Raw genomic sequence first — 15,823 nt, forward strand, 5'->3', positions numbered from 1 at the left:
CGCCCAATCATGTAATCCCGCAAAATCCCGGCTGTCCGCCCCCGCCGACGGCGGCTCTTACCTGTTTAACCAGCGCCGGTCCCGCAGGCAAACTGCCGCGGGGAAAACCCCCATGTATTCCGTGCTTGTTGCAGGTGCGTCACAGGACTTCTGCGGGAAAGCGGCAGAGCCTTACACCAGCCTGACCGCTCGCCGCTGTTACCGGTTCTTGTTCACCGGCTTGCGCTTCTCGATGAACGCCGCCATGCCCTCGGAGCGGTCCTCCAGCGCGAAAGTCGCGTGGAACAGGTTGCGCTCGACGCTCATGCCCTCGGCGAGTGTGGTCTCGAAGGCGCGGTTGACCGCTTCCTTGGCCATTGCGGCCGCAGGCTGCGACATCGCGGCGATCTTCTCGGCCGCGGCCATCACCTCGTCCATCAGCTTGTCCGCGGGCACGATGCGGCTGACGAGGCCGCTTCGCTCGGCTTCCGCAGCATCCATCATGCGGCCGGTGAGGCAGAGGTCCATCGCCTTGGACTTGCCGATTGCGCGGGTCAGGCGCTGGGTACCGCCGATGCCGGGGATGGTGCCGAGCGTGATTTCGGGCTGGCCGAACTTGGCGGTGTCGGCGGCGATGATGACGTCGCACATCATGGCGAGCTCGCAGCCGCCGCCCAGCGCATAGCCCGCGACCGCGGCGATCGTCGGCTTGCGGCAGCGTGCGAGCCGGTCGCCGCCGATCGCGGCAAAATCCTCGGAGAACATGTCGATGAAGGCTTTGGGCTGCATCTCCTTGATGTCGGCGCCGGCGGCAAAGGCCTTCTCGCTGCCGGTCACGACGATGCAGCCGATGGCGTCATCGGCCTCGAGATCATCGACTGCCGCGGCGATCTCCCGGAAGACGCCAAAGGAGAGCGCGTTGAGCAGCTTCGGCCGGTTCAGCTTGATGATGCCGACCCCGCCTTTGCTTTCGACGATGATGTGTTCGAACGTGCTCATGCTCCACCCACGCTTTTGATTGGGCGGGCAATGTGCCCGCTGGCGCGGTGGGCTTCAAGGGGGACACATGGCCCCCCCTGGGGCCGGAAATCACGCCAGGAATCACGCCATGAACATGCGCGCGGCGGACGCCAGCGTCAGCAGCGTGCCGACGCCAATGAAGATCTTGCCGATCAGGGAGCTCTGGTCCCAGGCCGAGCTCTGCTGGCTGCTTGCCATCACCGGCGCCGGCCGCGGCAGCGCGTCGGTTGCGGCAATCACCGCCTTCTGCGCCGGCGGGTTGTCCTGTTCCGCAGCGCGGTCGATGTCGTTGAGCTGATCGGGTGCCACGACCTGGCTCTCGGCATTCGGGGCGGCGGCATTATCGGCCGCTGCCTGGACGTTGTCGTTGGCGCGGCCCGTCATTGCGGAGGCGGCAGCCGCGGTCGGCGTATCGGCGGCGGCGAGCTGTGCATTGGCATTGGCGACCTCCGGCGGCATCTGGCTCGCGGCCGGCACGTCTCCATTGTCGGTCTTCGCCCCCTCGGCCTTTGCCGCGGCGTCCTTCTTGTCGGCCTTGTCGTCGGATTTCTGCGCCGTCCTGGTGCTATCGTGGTGGCGCGAGGTATGTCGCCGCTGCTTGCCCGGCTTGTCCGTGTCGGCTTGCTTGCCCGCGCTGTCCGATTTGCCGGCAGAGTTCGGCGCCGCCTGTGCAGCGCCGCCGAACAGCAAGAAAAGCCCGGCAAGAAGAATCACTGCCGCGTGTCCGCTGGCTTTCATCATGTTGACGATCTCCCCAATTCAGCCCGTCCCGGGAGCGAACAGAGACCCCGGGCCATGACGACAGCGGGGCAAAAAATGGGAATCTTCGGGCCACACGGGGCAAAAACGCGGCAAGCCGGGCCTTCGCCGCCGGACGCCGGGGTGCGGACGGGATCGATCGGTGTTATGAGCCGTCCAGATCCTGACGGCTGCATCGGTCGCGCGGTCCGGCATGTATCACGAATTCGTGATCTAGCGGGTGCCGACGTAACAAATTGAAAGAGCGGCCGAATTGCATGGTGAGGGCGCGCGTGCGCGGACGTGAGGACGAGTGGACCGACCTGATGCGGTCGGCCATGGCAGGCGATGACGCGGCGTATCATCGCCTGTTGAAGGCGGTCACGCCTGTGCTGCGCGCTGCCGCGAGGCGCGGCCTGGCGCGGGCCGGGCAGCCTCCCGACCAGGCCGAGGATATCGTGCAGGAGATCTTGTTGGCGGTGCATCTGAAGCGGCACACCTGGGACAGCGAAGCCCCTTTCGCCCCGTGGCTGTTTGCGATCGGCCGCAACAAGCTGATCGACATGCTGCGGCGGCGGGGCAGGCGGATCTTCGTCAACATCGACGATTTCGCCGAATCCCTGCCGGGCGAAGTGCCGCAGGAGACGGTCTCGGCAGGCGAGGTCGCCAGCCAGCTCAATACGCTGCCGCAGCGCCAGCGCGACGTGCTGCAGTCGATCGCGGTCGAGGCCACCTCGATCAAGGATACGGCGATGAAATATGCGATGAGCGAGGGTGCGGTGCGGGTCGCGCTGCATCGCGGACTTGCGGCGCTGACCGCCAAACTGCGGGACCAGTAGTCATGGATACCGATCAACTCATTCGTTCGCTCGCGGCCGACAACGCCCATCGCGCGCCGCGCGTCGGCGCGGTGCTGACCATGGCGCTGCTGGTCGCAGCCCCCCTGTCGATCCTGATTTTCGCGACGTTTCTCGGCGTGCGTCACGACGTGATGAGCGCGATGCATAACCCGTTCTTCGACATGAAGTTCGCGGTCACGCTGTCGCTCGCGATCCCCGCGATCATCGTCAGCCTGCATCTGTCGCGGCCCGAGGCCCTGATGCGCGGCTGGGGCTGGCTGCTGCTGCTGCCCGTGGGGCTGCTCGCGGTGGCGATCGGCAGCGAGGCGATGATGGCGCCGGCGATGCCGATGACGATGCGGATGGTAGGCAAGAACTCCAGGGTCTGCCTGTTCGCGATCCCGGCGATGTCGCTGCCGCTGCTTGCGGGGGCGCTGTTCGGCCTGCGCCACGGCGCGCCGTCGCGCCCCGCGCTCGCGGGTGCGCTCGCCGGTCTCGTGTCGGCCGGGCTCGCCGCGACGCTCTATGCCTCGCACTGCACCGACGATTCCCCGCTGTTCGTCGCGACCTGGTACACGCTCGCGACCGCGCTGGTGACCGCGATCGGCGCAGCGGTGGGGGCGAGGGTCCTGCGTTACTAGCGCGCCAGCCTCACGCCGCAGGCGTCGTGCCCTGCATGCGGTGGAAGCGCAGCACCTGCTGCGCGGTCGAGCTGCGTAGCGCCTCGTAAGCGTCGCGCAACGTCAGCATGTCGGTCTGCGAGCCGCCTGAGAGCTTCTCGCGCATGGCGATGATCGCACGCACGCTCGGCCAATGCATGGCCGCGACCTTGGCGAGTATCATCACGCCCTCGGTCCTGCTTTCGATCATCATGGTCTCGGCGGTCTCGACCGCGACGCCCGCGAGCGCCGCGAGCCCTGCATTGGTCTCGTCGAACTTGTCCTGCTCGGCGAAGGTGGCGACCTGGGATTCGGTGAGGCGGCCGTCTTCGTGCAGCGACTTCACCAACGCCCGCGCCATCTCGGTCTGCCTGGTCGTGGTGGCGGTGCGCACCCGCTGGGCCGCTTCCTGGACCGCGCTGGACACGTCGTCCGCAAGCTCCGGATGGGCGGCCTCCAACTTCCTGCGCACCGTTAATGACGCCTTCGCGACCAGCCTCAAATAATGATGGCGGGGCAGGTCTGGCCGCAGGCCGATGCAGGTGGCGAGGTCGTCGTCGCGTTCGGCGCGGGTGACGAGGTCGGTGAAACTTCCCTCGGAGAGCTGTGCGCCCGGATTGCCCACGGTCGCTTGCACCACGTCCTCGTCGCCGCGCGTCACCAGCACGTCGGTCAGCGCTTCCGACAGCACTCGCCGCAGCGAGATCGCCTTGAGATGGGCCTGGCCCCTGGTGCGCGCGATCTCGATCAGGGTCGCCTCGTCCAGCCGTTCCGATTTCGACAGCACGGGGCCGGAAATCTCGATCACCTCGTCGAGCGCGAGCGTCCGGATGATCTTAGGCGGCGCAGCCGCGATCGGTGCGAGGCGCTCCGCGAGCAGCGCCCTCGCAGAAGTCTCGATCTGCTCGATCAGGCATTGGAACACGTCGTCGAAGACGCGGACATGGTCGTCGGAATAGTCCACCGCGTTGCCTACGAAGAGCTCGGTGACCTGGCGCAGCGTCTCCACCCGGCGCGCAACGGTGCCGTGCGAGAGCGCAGCCTGCAATTCGTCGAGCAGATTCTCGGATGTTTTTGCGGATTTTGATCTCATTGCCCTGTCCTGGAGCGTTCGGCCCGGCGGCGGCTTCTCTCGCGCCGGGAGAAAATGGATTGGTCAGCTCGTTGCAATGCGGTTGCGCCCTTGCGCCTTGGCGGAATAGAGCGCGCTGTCGGCGCGCACGAGAAACGTGTCGGCAGTATCAATCTCGCGCAGCGTCACGACGCCCGCGGAAATGGTCACGCGCATGCCCGGAGAGAATGCGCTCCAGTCCAGATCGGCGACGATGCCGCGCAGCCGCTCGAGCATGCGCGACGCCGCCTCGCTGTCCGTTCCCGGCAGCAACAGCAAAAATTCCTCGCCGCCGTAGCGGCCGAAGCAGTCGGCCGGGCGGATGTTGGCGAAAATGGTGATCGCGAAGGTCCGCAGCACCTCGTCGCCGACGGGATGGCCGTGGGCATCGTTGATGCGCTTGAACCAGTCGAGGTCGATCAGTGCGATCGCGCAAGGCGTCGATGCCCGCCGCGATTTTTCGATCTCGGCGTCGAGAAGCCGCATGATGCAGCGGCGGTTGTAGGAGCCGGTGAGCTCGTCGAGCTCGGCCAGCTCCTCGATGCGCTGATAGGCAGCCTTCAGCTCGATGCTGCGCCGGTACAGGATCTTGCGCAGCGTCGCACCGAACAGGCCGAGGAAGGCGCACTGGCCGATCACCAGCACGAAGCAGAGCATCGAGGCGGTGCGCTGCAGCCGCGTTGCAACGGGCATGCCGATCGGCAGGTCGGAGGCGAGGAAGACGGCGGCAAGGCCGGCGCTCGCCATCGCCCAGGTCAGAATCGCCTGGGCCGAGGTCATGCGCAGCGTGCCGAAAGCAAAGATCAGGAACAGCACGCTGAGGAAGGCGACGCCGACGGCAGGCACCGACAGCAGGAACACGAATTGCAGCGCCATATGCGCCGAGATCTGGAACACGGTGAGATAGTGGTCCGAGAATCGGTCACCTACGCCGGCTTCCGACAGCACGGCGAAGCTGCCGATGATCAACAGGCCGCCGAACCAGAACAGCGAGGCAATGTCGATCGAGATGGCGCCGTCAAAGGCGTAAACCAGCAGGACGGAGGCGCCGAGCGAGTAGCTCGCGACCTGGCCGATATACATCTGGCGGCGCTGCCGGACACGGCGCGCCAGAACCTCGGGTGCGGCCGCCTCGGGCGTGAGGACGAGATCCGCGACCTCAGCGGCATTCCTCTCGGGAAAGGACGTCGCGGCCGTGCTCATGGTCCCGCCAATGGTCGATGTCAGCCTAAAAATCTACGTGGCAAGCCTTTAGGTTTGGTATCCTTCGAAACCGAATCCGCGCTGTGCAGCGCGGGAGTGGGCGACGTCGGCCGGCGCAGGAATTTGTCGGCGATTAGGCATCGTGTGCGATGCCGTCGAGCCAAAGCAGGGCTTCGGAAGACACACGTCGTGCAAGGCTGCTATGGTTCCATGCAGGTCGGGCCGTCTACGCTGGGACGGCAGTGCGCAGGAAAGTGCTTCATTACTATGTTACCGTTCTCGAGCGAAGCGGCCAGCCGCGGGTGGCAAAAGGAAATTTCGCGTATGTGGGGTAGATCACACAGGCCCCCGTATCACTGCGGTAGACTGAAGAATTTCGCGCCTCCCGTCGAACCGTCTGCCGCATCGACCCGACCAACCTTGCGAGACGGCCTTTGAGCGTGACACAAGCGGCTTCGGACGAGGTCCTGATCGCCAGGATCGCTCAAGGCGACCGGCTCGCCATGCAGGTGCTGTACGGGCGGCACCATGTCAGGGTGTATCGCTTCGGCCTCCGGCTCGTGCGGGACGAGCAGGCGGCGGAAGACCTCATCAGCGAGGTGTTTCTCGACGTCTGGCGTCAAGCCGGCAAGTTCGAGGGCCGGTCCGCCGTTTCCACCTGGCTGCTGGCAATCACCCGATTCAAGGCCCTGTCTGCGCTCCGGCGCAGGAAGGATTTTGAGTTGGACGACGAAGCCGCCAACGCGATCGAGGATTCGTCCGACAATCCGGAAACGGCGGTGCAGAAGAAGGATACCAGTGAAGCGTTGCGGGAGTGTCTGACGGGCCTCTCGCCTGATCACCGGGAAATCGTCGATCTCGTCTACTACCACGAGAAGTCCGTGGAAGAGGTGGCCGAGATCGTTGGCATCCCGGAGAACACTGTAAAGACGCGCTTGTTCTATGCGCGCAAGAAATTGGCCGAACTGCTGAAGGCAGCCGGCATTGAGCGAGGCTGGCCATGATGGCATTGAGCAAGAAGATGCTGGAGCAAGAGCCCAGTGAAATTGAACTGCTGCTGCCGTGGCACGCGGCCGGCACGCTGAACGCGCGCGATGCCCGCCGCGTCGAGGAAGCGCTGGCGAGCGATCCGGCGCTTGCGAAGCAATATGCGGCGATCCGCGGCGAGTACGAAGAGACCATCCATCTGAACGAGAGCCTGGGCGCTCCGTCGGCGCGCGCGATGCAGAAGCTGTTCGCCGCGATTGACGCCGAACCTGCGCGGCCGATCGGCTCGCTGCCGCTGTCGGCGCGCATCGCGACCTTCTTCTCGAGCCTGTCGCCGCGCACGCTGGCCTGGTCGGCGAGCCTTGGCGCCGTCGCGCTGGTGCTGCAGGCCGGAATCATCGGCGCGGTGCTGATGAAGACGCAGCCTGCGACCTTCCAGACCGCTTCGCTCTCGACCAGCGCGCCGATCACGCGCGAGCTCGGTACGACTGCCGCGCCGGCGCGCGCGCTGGTGCGCTTCACGCCCGAGGCGCGCGTCGCCGACATCACTGCATTGCTCGACGGCTACCAGGCTTCGATCATCGGTGATGCCAAGGGCGGCATGTTCCGCCTCCAGTTCGACAAGGCGATGAGCCAGGACGAACTCGCCTCGCTGCTCGGCAAGATGCAGCGCGAGAAGTTCGTCAATCTGGCCGTCGCTGCGCCCTAGACGCGCCGCGGAACCGATGACACGCAAGTCCGCGAGCAGGGTACGCGCCGGGGCCTACGCTTCGTCGGTCGGAGCCGCGCTTTTGCTTGCCGCCTGTCTCGGCGTCGAGCTTGCGCAGGCGCAGGCGATCATGCGCACGCCGACGATCAGCGTCCCCTCCCGCACGCCGACCTTTTCTCCCAGCATCGCCGCGCGCGTCAGTCCGGGTGTGGCCGCCAGAGCGGTGGTCGTTGGGCGCGGCCCCGGGCCCGGCCCGATTGTGACATCGAGGATTTCGGCGCGGATGGTGCCGACGCCGGTGCTGCCTTATGCGCGCTATTCCCCGAACCTCTATCCGGCCTGTACCGCGGCCTCTCGCGACGCCGCCGGCGAATGCCTGGCGCAGCCGGACGCAGGCGGCGATGGCTCGGGCAAACCGGGCAAGAAGAGCACCGGCAAGGGGCGCGGCAACGGCACATTGGCCGCCGTCGTCTCCCGCAGCTTCGCCAACGAATTCGTCGCCGAGATCGACGGGGGTCTGTCGGTGACCGAGACCGACGAACTCGCGCGCCGCCACGGCCTGACGCGCATTGCATCCGAGAATTTCCCGCTGATCGGGGCCAATTTCGGCCTGTTCCGCATCACCGACGGGCGGCCCGCCGAAACCGTGCGGCGCGAATTCGCCGCCGACGGCAGCGTGCGCTCGGTCCAGCCGAACTTCCGCTACGTGCTCCAGGACCAGAAGCCGACGACGCCGAGCGAAGGTGATCCAGCGCAATACGCACTGACAAAACTCCGGCTGCCGCAGGCGCATACGCTTGCGCATGGCGCCAACGTGACCGTTGCCGTGATCGATTCCGGCATCGACGCCAGACATCCCGAACTCGCCAACTCCATTGCCGACAATTTCGATGCGCTCGGCAGCACCGAGGGCGCGCACGTTCACGGCACCGGCGTTGCCGGCGCCATCGTGGCGCATGCCAAGCTGATGGGCAGCGCGCCCGAGGCGCGCATCATCGCCATCCGCGCCTTCGGCGGCACCACCGGCGGGGCCCAGAGCTCGTCCTACATCATCCTGCGCTCGCTGAACTATGCCGCCGAGCACGGCGCGCAGATCGTCAACATGAGCTTTGCCGGTCCGAAAGACGCGGTGATCGAGCGGGCCATCGCGGCGACTGCTGCGCGTGGCCTGGTGCTGATCGCGGCCGCCGGCAATGCCGGCGCGAAGTCGCCGCCGCTTTATCCGGCCGCCAATCCCAACGTGATCGCGGTCAGTGCGACCGACCAGCAGGACAGGCTGTTCACCGCCTCCAACCGTGGCAACCACATCGCGGTCGCAGCGCCCGGAGTCGACATCTTCCTGCCGGCGCCTGACGGCAAATACCAGATGACGTCGGGCACCTCGTTCTCAGCCGCCTATGTCTCCGGCGTCGCGGCGCTGCTGCTCGAGCGCAACTACGCCTTGAAGCCGGAAGCGCTGCGCATGACGCTGGCGAAGACCGCGCGGGACCTCGGTTCACCCGGGCGGGATGATCTCTTCGGCGATGGCGAGGCCGATGCGTTTGCCGCGGTCATGGCCGTTCCCGCCGACAGCGCGACGCCGGTCGCTGCCGCCGGTACAACTAAACGTGAAGATATCGAGAAGCGTCGCGACGAGCCTGGCATCCGCGCAATAGAGCAACCCTCGTTGTCGAGCACGGGCGATAAATCCGCGGTTTCTCAGGCGGATAGGCCGGCGACGCGATAGCGGCTGCGACAACTTTGCGCGCGGCGCGAAGATCGAAAAATCAAATGCCGCATTGAACGTTCAGCCCGCTGCCACGACCAAATTATGTGGGAGCGGTCATCCCTCCCCATAAGTCATATTAGGCGCGAGCGCCCATCCACCCCAAGCGCCCATATGGCTCGACCCGTCCGGTTGTCCCCCCGGACGGGTCTTTTCTTTTGGGGCATCCGATTCTTTGAAGCCGCGCACGCGTTCAGCTTCCGGTTGAAAGACTGCGCCGCGTTCGCCGCCGCCGTGGACCAGGCAAGCAACACGTCCGCTATGCTTGTGCGAAGCTTGACTCGAAAACACGGCAAATCTCCGCACGACTACGGTGTTTTGCGACCGCGGCCGTGTCGTTGCTGGACAAGTCAAAACTTTTCCACAAAATATTCATGTCGCGTCTAAATTGATTCGTGTGCGTTGCGTCGCGTCCGTATTTATCTCCTGACGGGCTGGTTTATGACACATCGCCAAGAGGCTGTTCGCGACGTGGCTGTTGGCCGCGAGATTGCGGCACGCTGGTGCGCTCTCGCCGAGCAGCGGCTGCATCATCTCTCCGAAATGTTCGAGACCGGGCGCTGGCGTCGCTATCACAGCGAACTCGCATTCCTCGAAAACATCCAGGAAGCCAAGCGCGCCGTCCAGACATGGCGCGCGCTTGCCACCGGCGCCGATGTTGCCGCAGCGGCTGCAAGTGTTTCGCCTGCATTCGGCTGGTCGCCGGCGACCATGCCCCGGGTGGCGCGCGGCGAGCAGCAGGTGCAGACCATGCAGCCGAAGGCCGTCCACATCGTGCCCGAGACCGCCGTACCGGTCAGGCTAGATCCGAAGCCGGGCGTTCTCGCCGAAATCACCGAAGCCCCGATCGCGCCGCTTGCGGCGACGGCTCCGCTCAAAGTGCCAGCTGCCATGGCTCCGCCCACCGCGCCCGCCGCGATGACAGGGCCCAAGGTACCGGCCGCGATGGCGGCGCCCAAGGCGCCTGCTGCGATGGCGGCGCTTCTGCCGCAGTTCTCGCCGCCCGCCACCGAAATTGTCGCAGCCCCCGAGCGCCTCGTTGAGTTCACCTTCAGCCTCGACGGCCTCGAAGCGAAATACCCGCTGCTGAGGAACGCGTTCTAGCGTTTGTGAGCGAGGGCCGAGGGACAGCGCCTACCGCCGCACCGCATTCCCGCCGACCACCAATTGCGCAAATCGCTGCGCGCCGTCCGCCGACAGATCAGACGTCACGGCACGCGCGTGATCGAGCCCGACCACGGCGCCGCGCGGGGTCTCCGAGATCATGTTGTTGTTGACGAGCGCCGTGCCTGCGCCGGGCACGACGGATACCCCGACACCGGCCAGCGCCTTGCGGATCACGTTGCCGGTGATGGCGACGTCGCGGAGATATTTGCCCCAGCCGGCGACGATGCCATAGGACGGCGCATTCTCGATCACGTTACCGGTCACGGCTGAATCCGCCTCGATGTAGATGCCGACGCCGGCATCGTCGTCCGGCGCCGTGCCGATCGGCCGCTTCGGAATCAGATTGCGGATGATGTTGCCCTGGACCACGGCGATGCGGCCGCCTTCGTTGAAATTGCAGACGGAGACGCCGACGGCCGCGCCGTCGACAATGTTGTGGGCGATCACGGCGGCCTCGAAGGCGAATTCGGAATAGAGCGCGACCTCGCGCACGTCGCTGACGCTGTTGCCGGTGATGTGGATGTTGGAAGCCGAATTGCCGCGCACCGCCGAATAGTCGCAATTCTTGATGCGGTTGCCGCGCACGATCACATTGCCGGCGCGGAAAGCGTTGATGGCGTTGCCGTACTGCCCCGAGCCGCCCGGGCCGGCCTTGATATTCTCGATGCGGTTGTCGGCCACCAGCGTGCCGTCGTCACCGATGGCCGTGCGCAGGATTTCGATGCCGTTGTCGTTGGTGCCGACAATCGTGTTGCGCGAGACGCTGAGGCCCCTGGCGTCGAACGAAACCACCGCCGTCACCGCGATATCGGTAAAAATGTTGCCGGAGATCTCGCCCGACACCTGCTCGAGCCAGATGCCGCTGACGCCGGAGCCCGTGATCTCGCAATCGGTGATGCGGACGTCGCGCCCGCCGAGCACGTGGATCAGTCCGCGCCGCGTCGGCAGCGGAATGCCGCCGCCGTCGAAGGTGATGCCGGTGAGGCCAATCGAATCGGAGCGGTCGCTCTGGATCGCCGAGGCCCCGCCGGTGAAGACGAATTTTGTCGCGCCGCGCACGCCGATCAGTTGCGCGCCATTTGGCAGGCGCAACAGTCCGGTGCGGTAGATGCCGGGGGGCAGCGCCAGCGGCATCTGCGCCCGGGCAGCCTCGTCGATCGCACGCTGCAGCGCGCGGGTCTGGTCCTCGCTGCTGCCGGGTCGCACACCATACTGCGTGGCATCGCGGCCGAGCAGCGACGTCAGCGGCGCCGCACGCGCGGCGTCGGCAGGCATCGCGAGCGCGCCGGCGATGCCTGCGGTCGAAGCTCCGATGAGATGGCGACGATTGAGGTCCATGACGCGTCCTCCGGCGGACGCGGGGGTCCGCGGCGGTTAGGTAGCGCAGGGCGGCCGGTCGCGTGAGGATAGTTCGCGGTAGGGTTAAATGTTTACCCAATGGGGCTCAACGGCAACGCTGTATTCTGGTATCAAGAATAGTCGCGATATGGATCCAGATATGCCGAAGGCCGATCCGCGGCTGGCGCCGCTCAGCCCGTTTCCTCTTGAAGATAATGAAGCTCTCTTCATCAAAGACACGGTACGACGCTTCTATGGCGCGGATGCGGTGGTGCGTAATTTTGGCCCCGAAAGAGATCGTTTGATGCTGCATGTGGAGGCCAGTCAGCTTCCTGAGGGGCATGGCTACTGGGACTGCTGCGGAATCATCAATGCAAAGATCGATCGAAGCCAAATCTCTCTCTGCGTCACCAAGAGAGGGCAACGCCTCCGAGGTGAAGCGAAGATCGCCTATAGACAAGGGACCGTGCTCTAGGACGAAGTGCGCCCCTTCCGTGCCAACTGCACCATCTCCATCAGCATCGCCTCGCCGGCATCGACCAGTTCCTCCAGCGTGATCCGCGGCGCGCCCTTGCGGCGCACGGCGCCGCTGCGCGCGAGCAGGGGAATGTGGATGAACGCCGCAAGCTGCGGCCCGCCGGCCCTGACGTTCTCGATCGCGCGCCAGCTCAGATAATTGCAGAGATAGGCGCCGGCGTCGCGCGAGGGGCGCGCGTCGATGCCGGTGAGGCGCGCGGCGCGCAGCAGCCTTGCGGTGTGCGGCCCGAACGTCATCGCGTCCGCATTGCCGGCGATGCCGCGCTTGCTCGATCGGGTGTTGGCGGCGTCGGGCCACAGCATGGTGACGGCGTTACGCGCGCGGCTCTCGATGCGCAGATAGGGCGTTCGTGCCGCGAGGCCGAACATCAGCAGCGCATCCGGCTTCTCTTTCGCGAGCACCTCCGGCAATTGCCGGTCCACCGCGGCATAGGTCACCGGGAAGATGTGGCTGGAGATCGCGGCATCGTCGAGCGCCGGTCGGCGCAGTTGCGCCAGCCGGGCGACCAGCGGCTGGGTCGGGTTGTAAGGCGCGCCGGGGAACGGTCCGAAGCCGGTGAGGAGGATGCGGAGTTTTTCGCTCATTGCAGCAACTCTAGGATCTGCTCGGCGGCAAGCGCCGGCGTGAGATGGCCTTCGGCCACGTCAGCCTCGATCTTGCGGACCTTGGTCCGCACCGATGCCTCGCTGCGCAGCCGCGCCAGCATGCGCTGCTCCAGCATCGACCACATCCATTTCACCTGCTGTTCGCGCCGCCGCGCGCCGAAATCGCCGGAGGCATTCATCGCCTTGCGGTGATCCAGGACTTTTTGCCAGAGCTCGGCGATGCCGGTGCCGGCCAGCGCCGAATAGGTGACGACGGGCGGGTGCCAGTGCTCGGACCTCGGGGTCAGGATGTGCAGGGCGCCGCGATAGTCGGCGGCGGTGATGTTGGCGCGCTTGAGATTGTCGCCATCGGCCTTGTTGATCGCGATCATGTCGGCGAGCTCGACCAGCCCTTTCTTGATTCCCTGCAATTCGTCGCCGCCACCCGGCAGCATCAGCGCAAGGAAGAAATCAGTCATGTCGCAGACCGCGGTCTCGGACTGGCCGATGCCGACGGTCTCGACCAGCACGACATCGAAGCCGGCCGCCTCACAGAGCAGCATCGCCTCGCGTGTCTTGGCGGCGACGCCGCCGAGCGTGCCCGAGGCCGGCGAGGGCCGGATGAAGGCGTCGCCGGAAGCCGACAGCCGCGCCATCCGGGTCTTGTCGCCGAGGATCGAGCCGCCGCTGCGCGCCGAGGACGGATCGACCGCAAGCACCGCGACCTTGCTGCCCTGTTCGATCAGGTAAGTCCCGAGCACGTCGATGGTCGTGGACTTGCCGACGCCCGGCGATCCCGTGATACCGACGCGCACTGCCTTGCCGGTGTCGGGCAGCAGCATCTGCACGAGCTCGCGCGCCAGCGCCTGATGGTCGCCGCGCCGGCTCTCCACCAGCGTAATGGCGCGCGCCAGCGCCGCGCGGCTGCCGGCGCGGAGGTCGCGGGCGAGTGAGGCAATGTCGATGGATTTGCTACTGGCTATCATTGTCTTCGTGCGTCGTCACGATCGGTCCGACGTGCGAATGAAGGCTTCAACGCAGGATTTCAAGGAGGGGAGTTCGTTTTGAACAATATCCCATACAATTTCCGAGTTGGTTGCGTGGTAGGCGTGGCGCAGCACGTTCCCAAAATCGATCAGCCTGCGCCAGTCGATGGCTGGTGTGGATTGCTTCATTTCGCCCGGGATTGATCGCGATGCCTCGCAGATGATTTCGAGAAGCCGTTCCGTAGCCAAACGCGTCATTCGATCCGAAGCGAATCGATCGAAATTTGTGCCACGCAGGATATCTTCGATTTCAGCAACGGCTTCGAGGATATCCCGCAGCCGATCTTCTGCGGTTGGCGGCATTCAAAAGACCTCGACGAGATCGTCCGCGATACGTTCAGCTACGCGCGGCTTCAGGAGGTCGCGGATCGAAATTTGCACGCGGATACCAACATAATTTTCAATCATCTGCTGGATACCGAAATAGTCGAACCGCTGCGGTCCTCCTCGATCACCGGTTTCGACCAACACATCGAGATCGCTGTCGGACCGTGCGTCGCCGCGCACGCGGGATCCGAACAGGTATAGACGAGTGACGCCCGCCGCCTTCAGGGAGGGCGCAAGCTCTCGAAGCTTTCCGACAAGCGTTTCGAGTGAAATGTCTGCAACCTCGGTCATGGCTGGATACTAGCACAAGGTCGGCCCCCGGCCCAGCGATAGCGCGCCTGAGCGCGCCGATGGGACAGGCGAGCGCCTTCGGTTAAAAGAAGCCACGGGTCCCGGGTGGCAGTCCGCGCTTTCTGGTTAAGCCTTGCCAGCTAGGCCTTGGCAAAACCGGCTGCCTTCATGGCTTGACCCATCTGGCCATCCGCCTGGTCCATGAAGGTCGCGAACTGGCTGGCATCGCGCCACACGGTGCCGAAGCCCCGCCTGGTCATGAAGTCCCTGAACTCGTGGGAGTCATAGACCTTCTTCAAGGCCGCGATCAGCTTGGTGGCGGCCTCCGGGGCCAAACCCTTCGGCGCGCCGATGCCGCGCCATGAACTCGTGGAATAGTCGATGCCGAGCGCCTCTTTCAGCGTCGGGATGTCGGGGAAGATCGGGTTGCGTGCAGGCGCCATAATCGCCAGGCTCCGCGCCTGACCGGCCTCGATGGTCGCTCGTGCTTCGGGCACCGAGCAGGTGGTGAGGTCGAGGCTGCCTGCGACGAGATCTTGCATGGCCGGTGCCGCGCCATTCGACGCTGACCACGCGACCTGGTTGGCCGGCAATCCCATCGCCCGCATCCAGCCGACGAGTGCGAGATGCCAGATGCCGCCTTGCCCCGTGCCCGATGCCTTGAACTTTCCCGGTGGAGCCCCCTTGATGGCATTCGCGAGCTCCTTCACCGTCTTGTATGGCGATGACGTGGAGACCTGGATCGCGGGAGGGTCTTCGTTCATCAGCGCCAGTGGCGTGAAGTTTCGCGGCGTCAGAGGCGTTAGGGCTTGCCAATGCATCATCGAGATTTCCACGGTCAGCATGCCGATCGTGTAGCCATCCGGGACAGCGGTAGCGATCTCGGCATGGCCGACGACACCGGACCCGCCGGTGCGGTTGACGACGTTGAATGGCTGACCGAACTCCTTCTCCAGGAGCGTCGCGACGATGCGCGCGGTGGCATCCGTTCCGCCCCCCGCACCCCAGGGCACGATCAAGGTCACCGGCCGCGCCGGATAGGCTTGCGCGAGCGCAGGCGTGAGGAGAGCTGCAGTGGCCGCAGCCACAGAAGAGGCCGCAAAGGTGCGGCGCGAGATTCCTGGCATAGATGATCCGGCGGCGCCCTTCGGGAATCGGGCTCTTTTCAATGCAAACATTTTAGGCGGAATTGTTCTGATGTCGCAAGCAGCAGCACCGCCGCGCTGTGGGCAACGGGCTGCGTTCGAGCTTGAGGCAATCTTTGGCGCATGTGGCCAGCCACGGCCGTCCTGATCTCGTCAGTCGCGTCCAGAATATGGCCGATCCGGTCAGCAAAATTCGCGCACGTCAAAAAACTTCGAGGACGTCGTCTGCGATGCGCTGCGCAAAAAGCTGGGAGATGGACGCCGGACGGCTGCGTGGGGCTGCAAGCCGGTCGCATGCTCGATGATGTGCTCGACGTCGATCAGGGTGAGCAGTGAAAAAGACGTCTCCGGTTCGACTCGACCAGAAACCTGGCCGA

17 protein-coding genes are annotated in these 15,823 nt (G+C 65.3%); 7 read left to right on the forward strand and 10 right to left on the reverse strand.

From position 1 onward, the window contains the following. Window positions 1-198 precede the first annotated feature (198 nt). A complete protein-coding gene (locus IVB31_RS01540) occupies window positions 199-978 on the reverse strand; it encodes an enoyl-CoA hydratase (RefSeq protein ID WP_247317714.1) in 780 nt (259 codons plus the stop codon). 102 nt (window positions 979-1,080) lie between these two features. Then, on the reverse strand, window positions 1,081-1,740 hold the full coding sequence (locus tag IVB31_RS01545; RefSeq protein ID WP_247317717.1) for a hypothetical protein: 660 nt from the start codon (window positions 1,738-1,740) through the stop codon (window positions 1,081-1,083). A 290-nt stretch (window positions 1,741-2,030) separates the two neighbouring features. On the opposite strand from IVB31_RS01545, the gene IVB31_RS01550 reads away from it, so the two are divergent. After that, a complete protein-coding gene (locus IVB31_RS01550; protein ID WP_247317720.1) occupies window positions 2,031-2,576 on the forward strand; it encodes a sigma-70 family RNA polymerase sigma factor in 546 nt (181 codons plus the stop codon). Window positions 2,577-2,578: 2 nt separating this feature from the next. Then, window positions 2,579-3,217 carry a DUF1109 domain-containing protein gene (locus IVB31_RS01555; RefSeq protein WP_247317723.1) on the forward strand — a complete coding sequence of 213 codons (639 nt, stop codon included), beginning with the start codon at window positions 2,579-2,581 and terminating at the stop codon, window positions 3,215-3,217. Window positions 3,218-3,227: 10 nt separating this feature from the next. Here IVB31_RS01555 and IVB31_RS01560 read toward each other — a convergent pair whose 3' ends face one another. Continuing rightward, a complete protein-coding gene (locus IVB31_RS01560; protein ID WP_247317726.1) occupies window positions 3,228-4,328 on the reverse strand; it encodes a DUF2336 domain-containing protein in 1,101 nt (366 codons plus the stop codon). 63 nt (window positions 4,329-4,391) lie between these two features. Continuing rightward, entirely contained in the window at window positions 4,392-5,549 is a 1,158-nt protein-coding gene (locus IVB31_RS01565) for a GGDEF domain-containing protein (RefSeq protein WP_247317727.1), read from the reverse strand. Between the two features lie 434 nt (window positions 5,550-5,983). On the opposite strand from IVB31_RS01565, the gene IVB31_RS01570 reads away from it, so the two are divergent. The 4 genes from IVB31_RS01570 (at window position 5,984) to IVB31_RS01585 (ending at window position 10,114) form a co-directional block, all read left to right on the forward strand. Further along, window positions 5,984-6,553, forward strand: a complete 570-nt coding sequence (locus tag IVB31_RS01570) for a sigma-70 family RNA polymerase sigma factor (protein ID WP_247317729.1) — start codon at window positions 5,984-5,986, stop codon at window positions 6,551-6,553. After that, a complete protein-coding gene (locus IVB31_RS01575) occupies window positions 6,550-7,245 on the forward strand; it encodes a hypothetical protein (RefSeq protein WP_247317731.1) in 696 nt (231 codons plus the stop codon). Before IVB31_RS01570 ends, IVB31_RS01575 begins: the two co-directional genes overlap by 4 nt. A 16-nt stretch (window positions 7,246-7,261) precedes the next feature. Continuing rightward, a complete protein-coding gene (locus IVB31_RS01580) occupies window positions 7,262-8,971 on the forward strand; it encodes a S8 family serine peptidase (protein WP_247317732.1) in 1,710 nt (569 codons plus the stop codon). 510 nt (window positions 8,972-9,481) lie between these two features. After that, window positions 9,482-10,114, forward strand: a complete 633-nt coding sequence (locus tag IVB31_RS01585; RefSeq protein ID WP_247319349.1) for a TIGR03809 family protein — start codon at window positions 9,482-9,484, stop codon at window positions 10,112-10,114. A gap of 30 nt (window positions 10,115-10,144) precedes the next feature. Here IVB31_RS01585 and IVB31_RS01590 read toward each other — a convergent pair whose 3' ends face one another. Then, window positions 10,145-11,515: a TIGR03808 family TAT-translocated repetitive protein gene (locus IVB31_RS01590; protein WP_247317734.1), complete on the reverse strand. Its 1,371-nt coding sequence runs from the start codon at window positions 11,513-11,515 to the stop codon at window positions 10,145-10,147. Window positions 11,516-11,675: 160 nt separating this feature from the next. Between IVB31_RS01590 and IVB31_RS01595 the strand changes: the two genes are divergently transcribed. Beyond that, window positions 11,676-11,990 carry a hypothetical protein gene (locus IVB31_RS01595; RefSeq protein ID WP_247317736.1) on the forward strand — a complete coding sequence of 105 codons (315 nt, stop codon included), beginning with the start codon at window positions 11,676-11,678 and terminating at the stop codon, window positions 11,988-11,990. On the opposite strand, the gene IVB31_RS01600 is transcribed toward IVB31_RS01595, so the two are convergent. The 5 genes from IVB31_RS01600 to IVB31_RS01620 all read right to left on the reverse strand — a co-directional run bounded on the left by IVB31_RS01600 (window position 11,987) and on the right by IVB31_RS01620 (window position 15,428). Continuing rightward, a complete protein-coding gene (locus tag IVB31_RS01600; protein WP_247317738.1) occupies window positions 11,987-12,637 on the reverse strand; it encodes a pyroglutamyl-peptidase I in 651 nt (216 codons plus the stop codon). The two genes, IVB31_RS01595 and IVB31_RS01600, sit on opposite strands and share 4 nt — an antisense overlap. Next, complete coding sequence (meaB, locus tag IVB31_RS01605; protein WP_247317742.1) at window positions 12,634-13,623, reverse strand: methylmalonyl Co-A mutase-associated GTPase MeaB; 990 nt, start codon at window positions 13,621-13,623, stop codon at window positions 12,634-12,636. The genes IVB31_RS01600 and meaB overlap by 4 nt, the downstream gene beginning before the upstream one ends. Window positions 13,624-13,638: 15 nt before the next feature. Continuing rightward, window positions 13,639-13,986, reverse strand: coding sequence for a DUF86 domain-containing protein (locus tag IVB31_RS01610; protein ID WP_247317746.1), 348 nt, complete (start codon window positions 13,984-13,986; stop codon window positions 13,639-13,641). Then, window positions 13,987-14,301, reverse strand: coding sequence for a nucleotidyltransferase domain-containing protein (locus IVB31_RS01615; RefSeq protein ID WP_247317749.1), 315 nt, complete (start codon window positions 14,299-14,301; stop codon window positions 13,987-13,989). Between the two features lie 140 nt (window positions 14,302-14,441). Then, window positions 14,442-15,428 carry a tripartite tricarboxylate transporter substrate binding protein gene (locus tag IVB31_RS01620; RefSeq protein ID WP_247317751.1) on the reverse strand — a complete coding sequence of 329 codons (987 nt, stop codon included), beginning with the start codon at window positions 15,426-15,428 and terminating at the stop codon, window positions 14,442-14,444. Window positions 15,429-15,823: the final 395 nt, after the last annotated feature.

Origin of the sequence: Bradyrhizobium sp. 21 (assembly GCF_023073335.1) — a bacterium.
In the GTDB taxonomy this organism is placed as follows: domain Bacteria; phylum Pseudomonadota; class Alphaproteobacteria; order Rhizobiales; family Xanthobacteraceae; genus Bradyrhizobium.

Excerpts from the sequence above, each read along its gene's own strand:
- IVB31_RS01540 (WP_247317714.1), bottom strand. The coding sequence starts at position 978 with ATGAGCACGTTCGAACACATCATCGTCGAAAGCAAAGGCGGGGTCGGC.
- IVB31_RS01545 (WP_247317717.1), bottom strand. The coding sequence starts at position 1,740 with ATGATGAAAGCCAGCGGACACGCGGCAGTGATTCTTCTTGCCGGGCTT.
- IVB31_RS01555 (WP_247317723.1), top strand. The coding sequence starts at position 2,579 with ATGGATACCGATCAACTCATTCGTTCGCTCGCGGCCGACAACGCCCAT.
- IVB31_RS01560 (WP_247317726.1), bottom strand. The coding sequence starts at position 4,328 with ATGAGATCAAAATCCGCAAAAACATCCGAGAATCTGCTCGACGAATTG.
- IVB31_RS01565 (WP_247317727.1), bottom strand. The coding sequence starts at position 5,549 with ATGAGCACGGCCGCGACGTCCTTTCCCGAGAGGAATGCCGCTGAGGTC.
- IVB31_RS01575 (WP_247317731.1), top strand. The coding sequence starts at position 6,550 with ATGATGGCATTGAGCAAGAAGATGCTGGAGCAAGAGCCCAGTGAAATT.
- IVB31_RS01580 (WP_247317732.1), top strand. The coding sequence starts at position 7,262 with ATGACACGCAAGTCCGCGAGCAGGGTACGCGCCGGGGCCTACGCTTCG.
- IVB31_RS01590 (WP_247317734.1), bottom strand. The coding sequence starts at position 11,515 with ATGGACCTCAATCGTCGCCATCTCATCGGAGCTTCGACCGCAGGCATC.
- IVB31_RS01595 (WP_247317736.1), top strand. The coding sequence starts at position 11,676 with ATGCCGAAGGCCGATCCGCGGCTGGCGCCGCTCAGCCCGTTTCCTCTT.
- IVB31_RS01600 (WP_247317738.1), bottom strand. The coding sequence starts at position 12,637 with ATGAGCGAAAAACTCCGCATCCTCCTCACCGGCTTCGGACCGTTCCCC.
- meaB (WP_247317742.1), bottom strand. The coding sequence starts at position 13,623 with ATGATAGCCAGTAGCAAATCCATCGACATTGCCTCACTCGCCCGCGAC.
- IVB31_RS01610 (WP_247317746.1), bottom strand. The coding sequence starts at position 13,986 with ATGCCGCCAACCGCAGAAGATCGGCTGCGGGATATCCTCGAAGCCGTT.
- IVB31_RS01615 (WP_247317749.1), bottom strand. The coding sequence starts at position 14,301 with ATGACCGAGGTTGCAGACATTTCACTCGAAACGCTTGTCGGAAAGCTT.
- IVB31_RS01620 (WP_247317751.1), bottom strand. The coding sequence starts at position 15,428 with ATGCCAGGAATCTCGCGCCGCACCTTTGCGGCCTCTTCTGTGGCTGCG.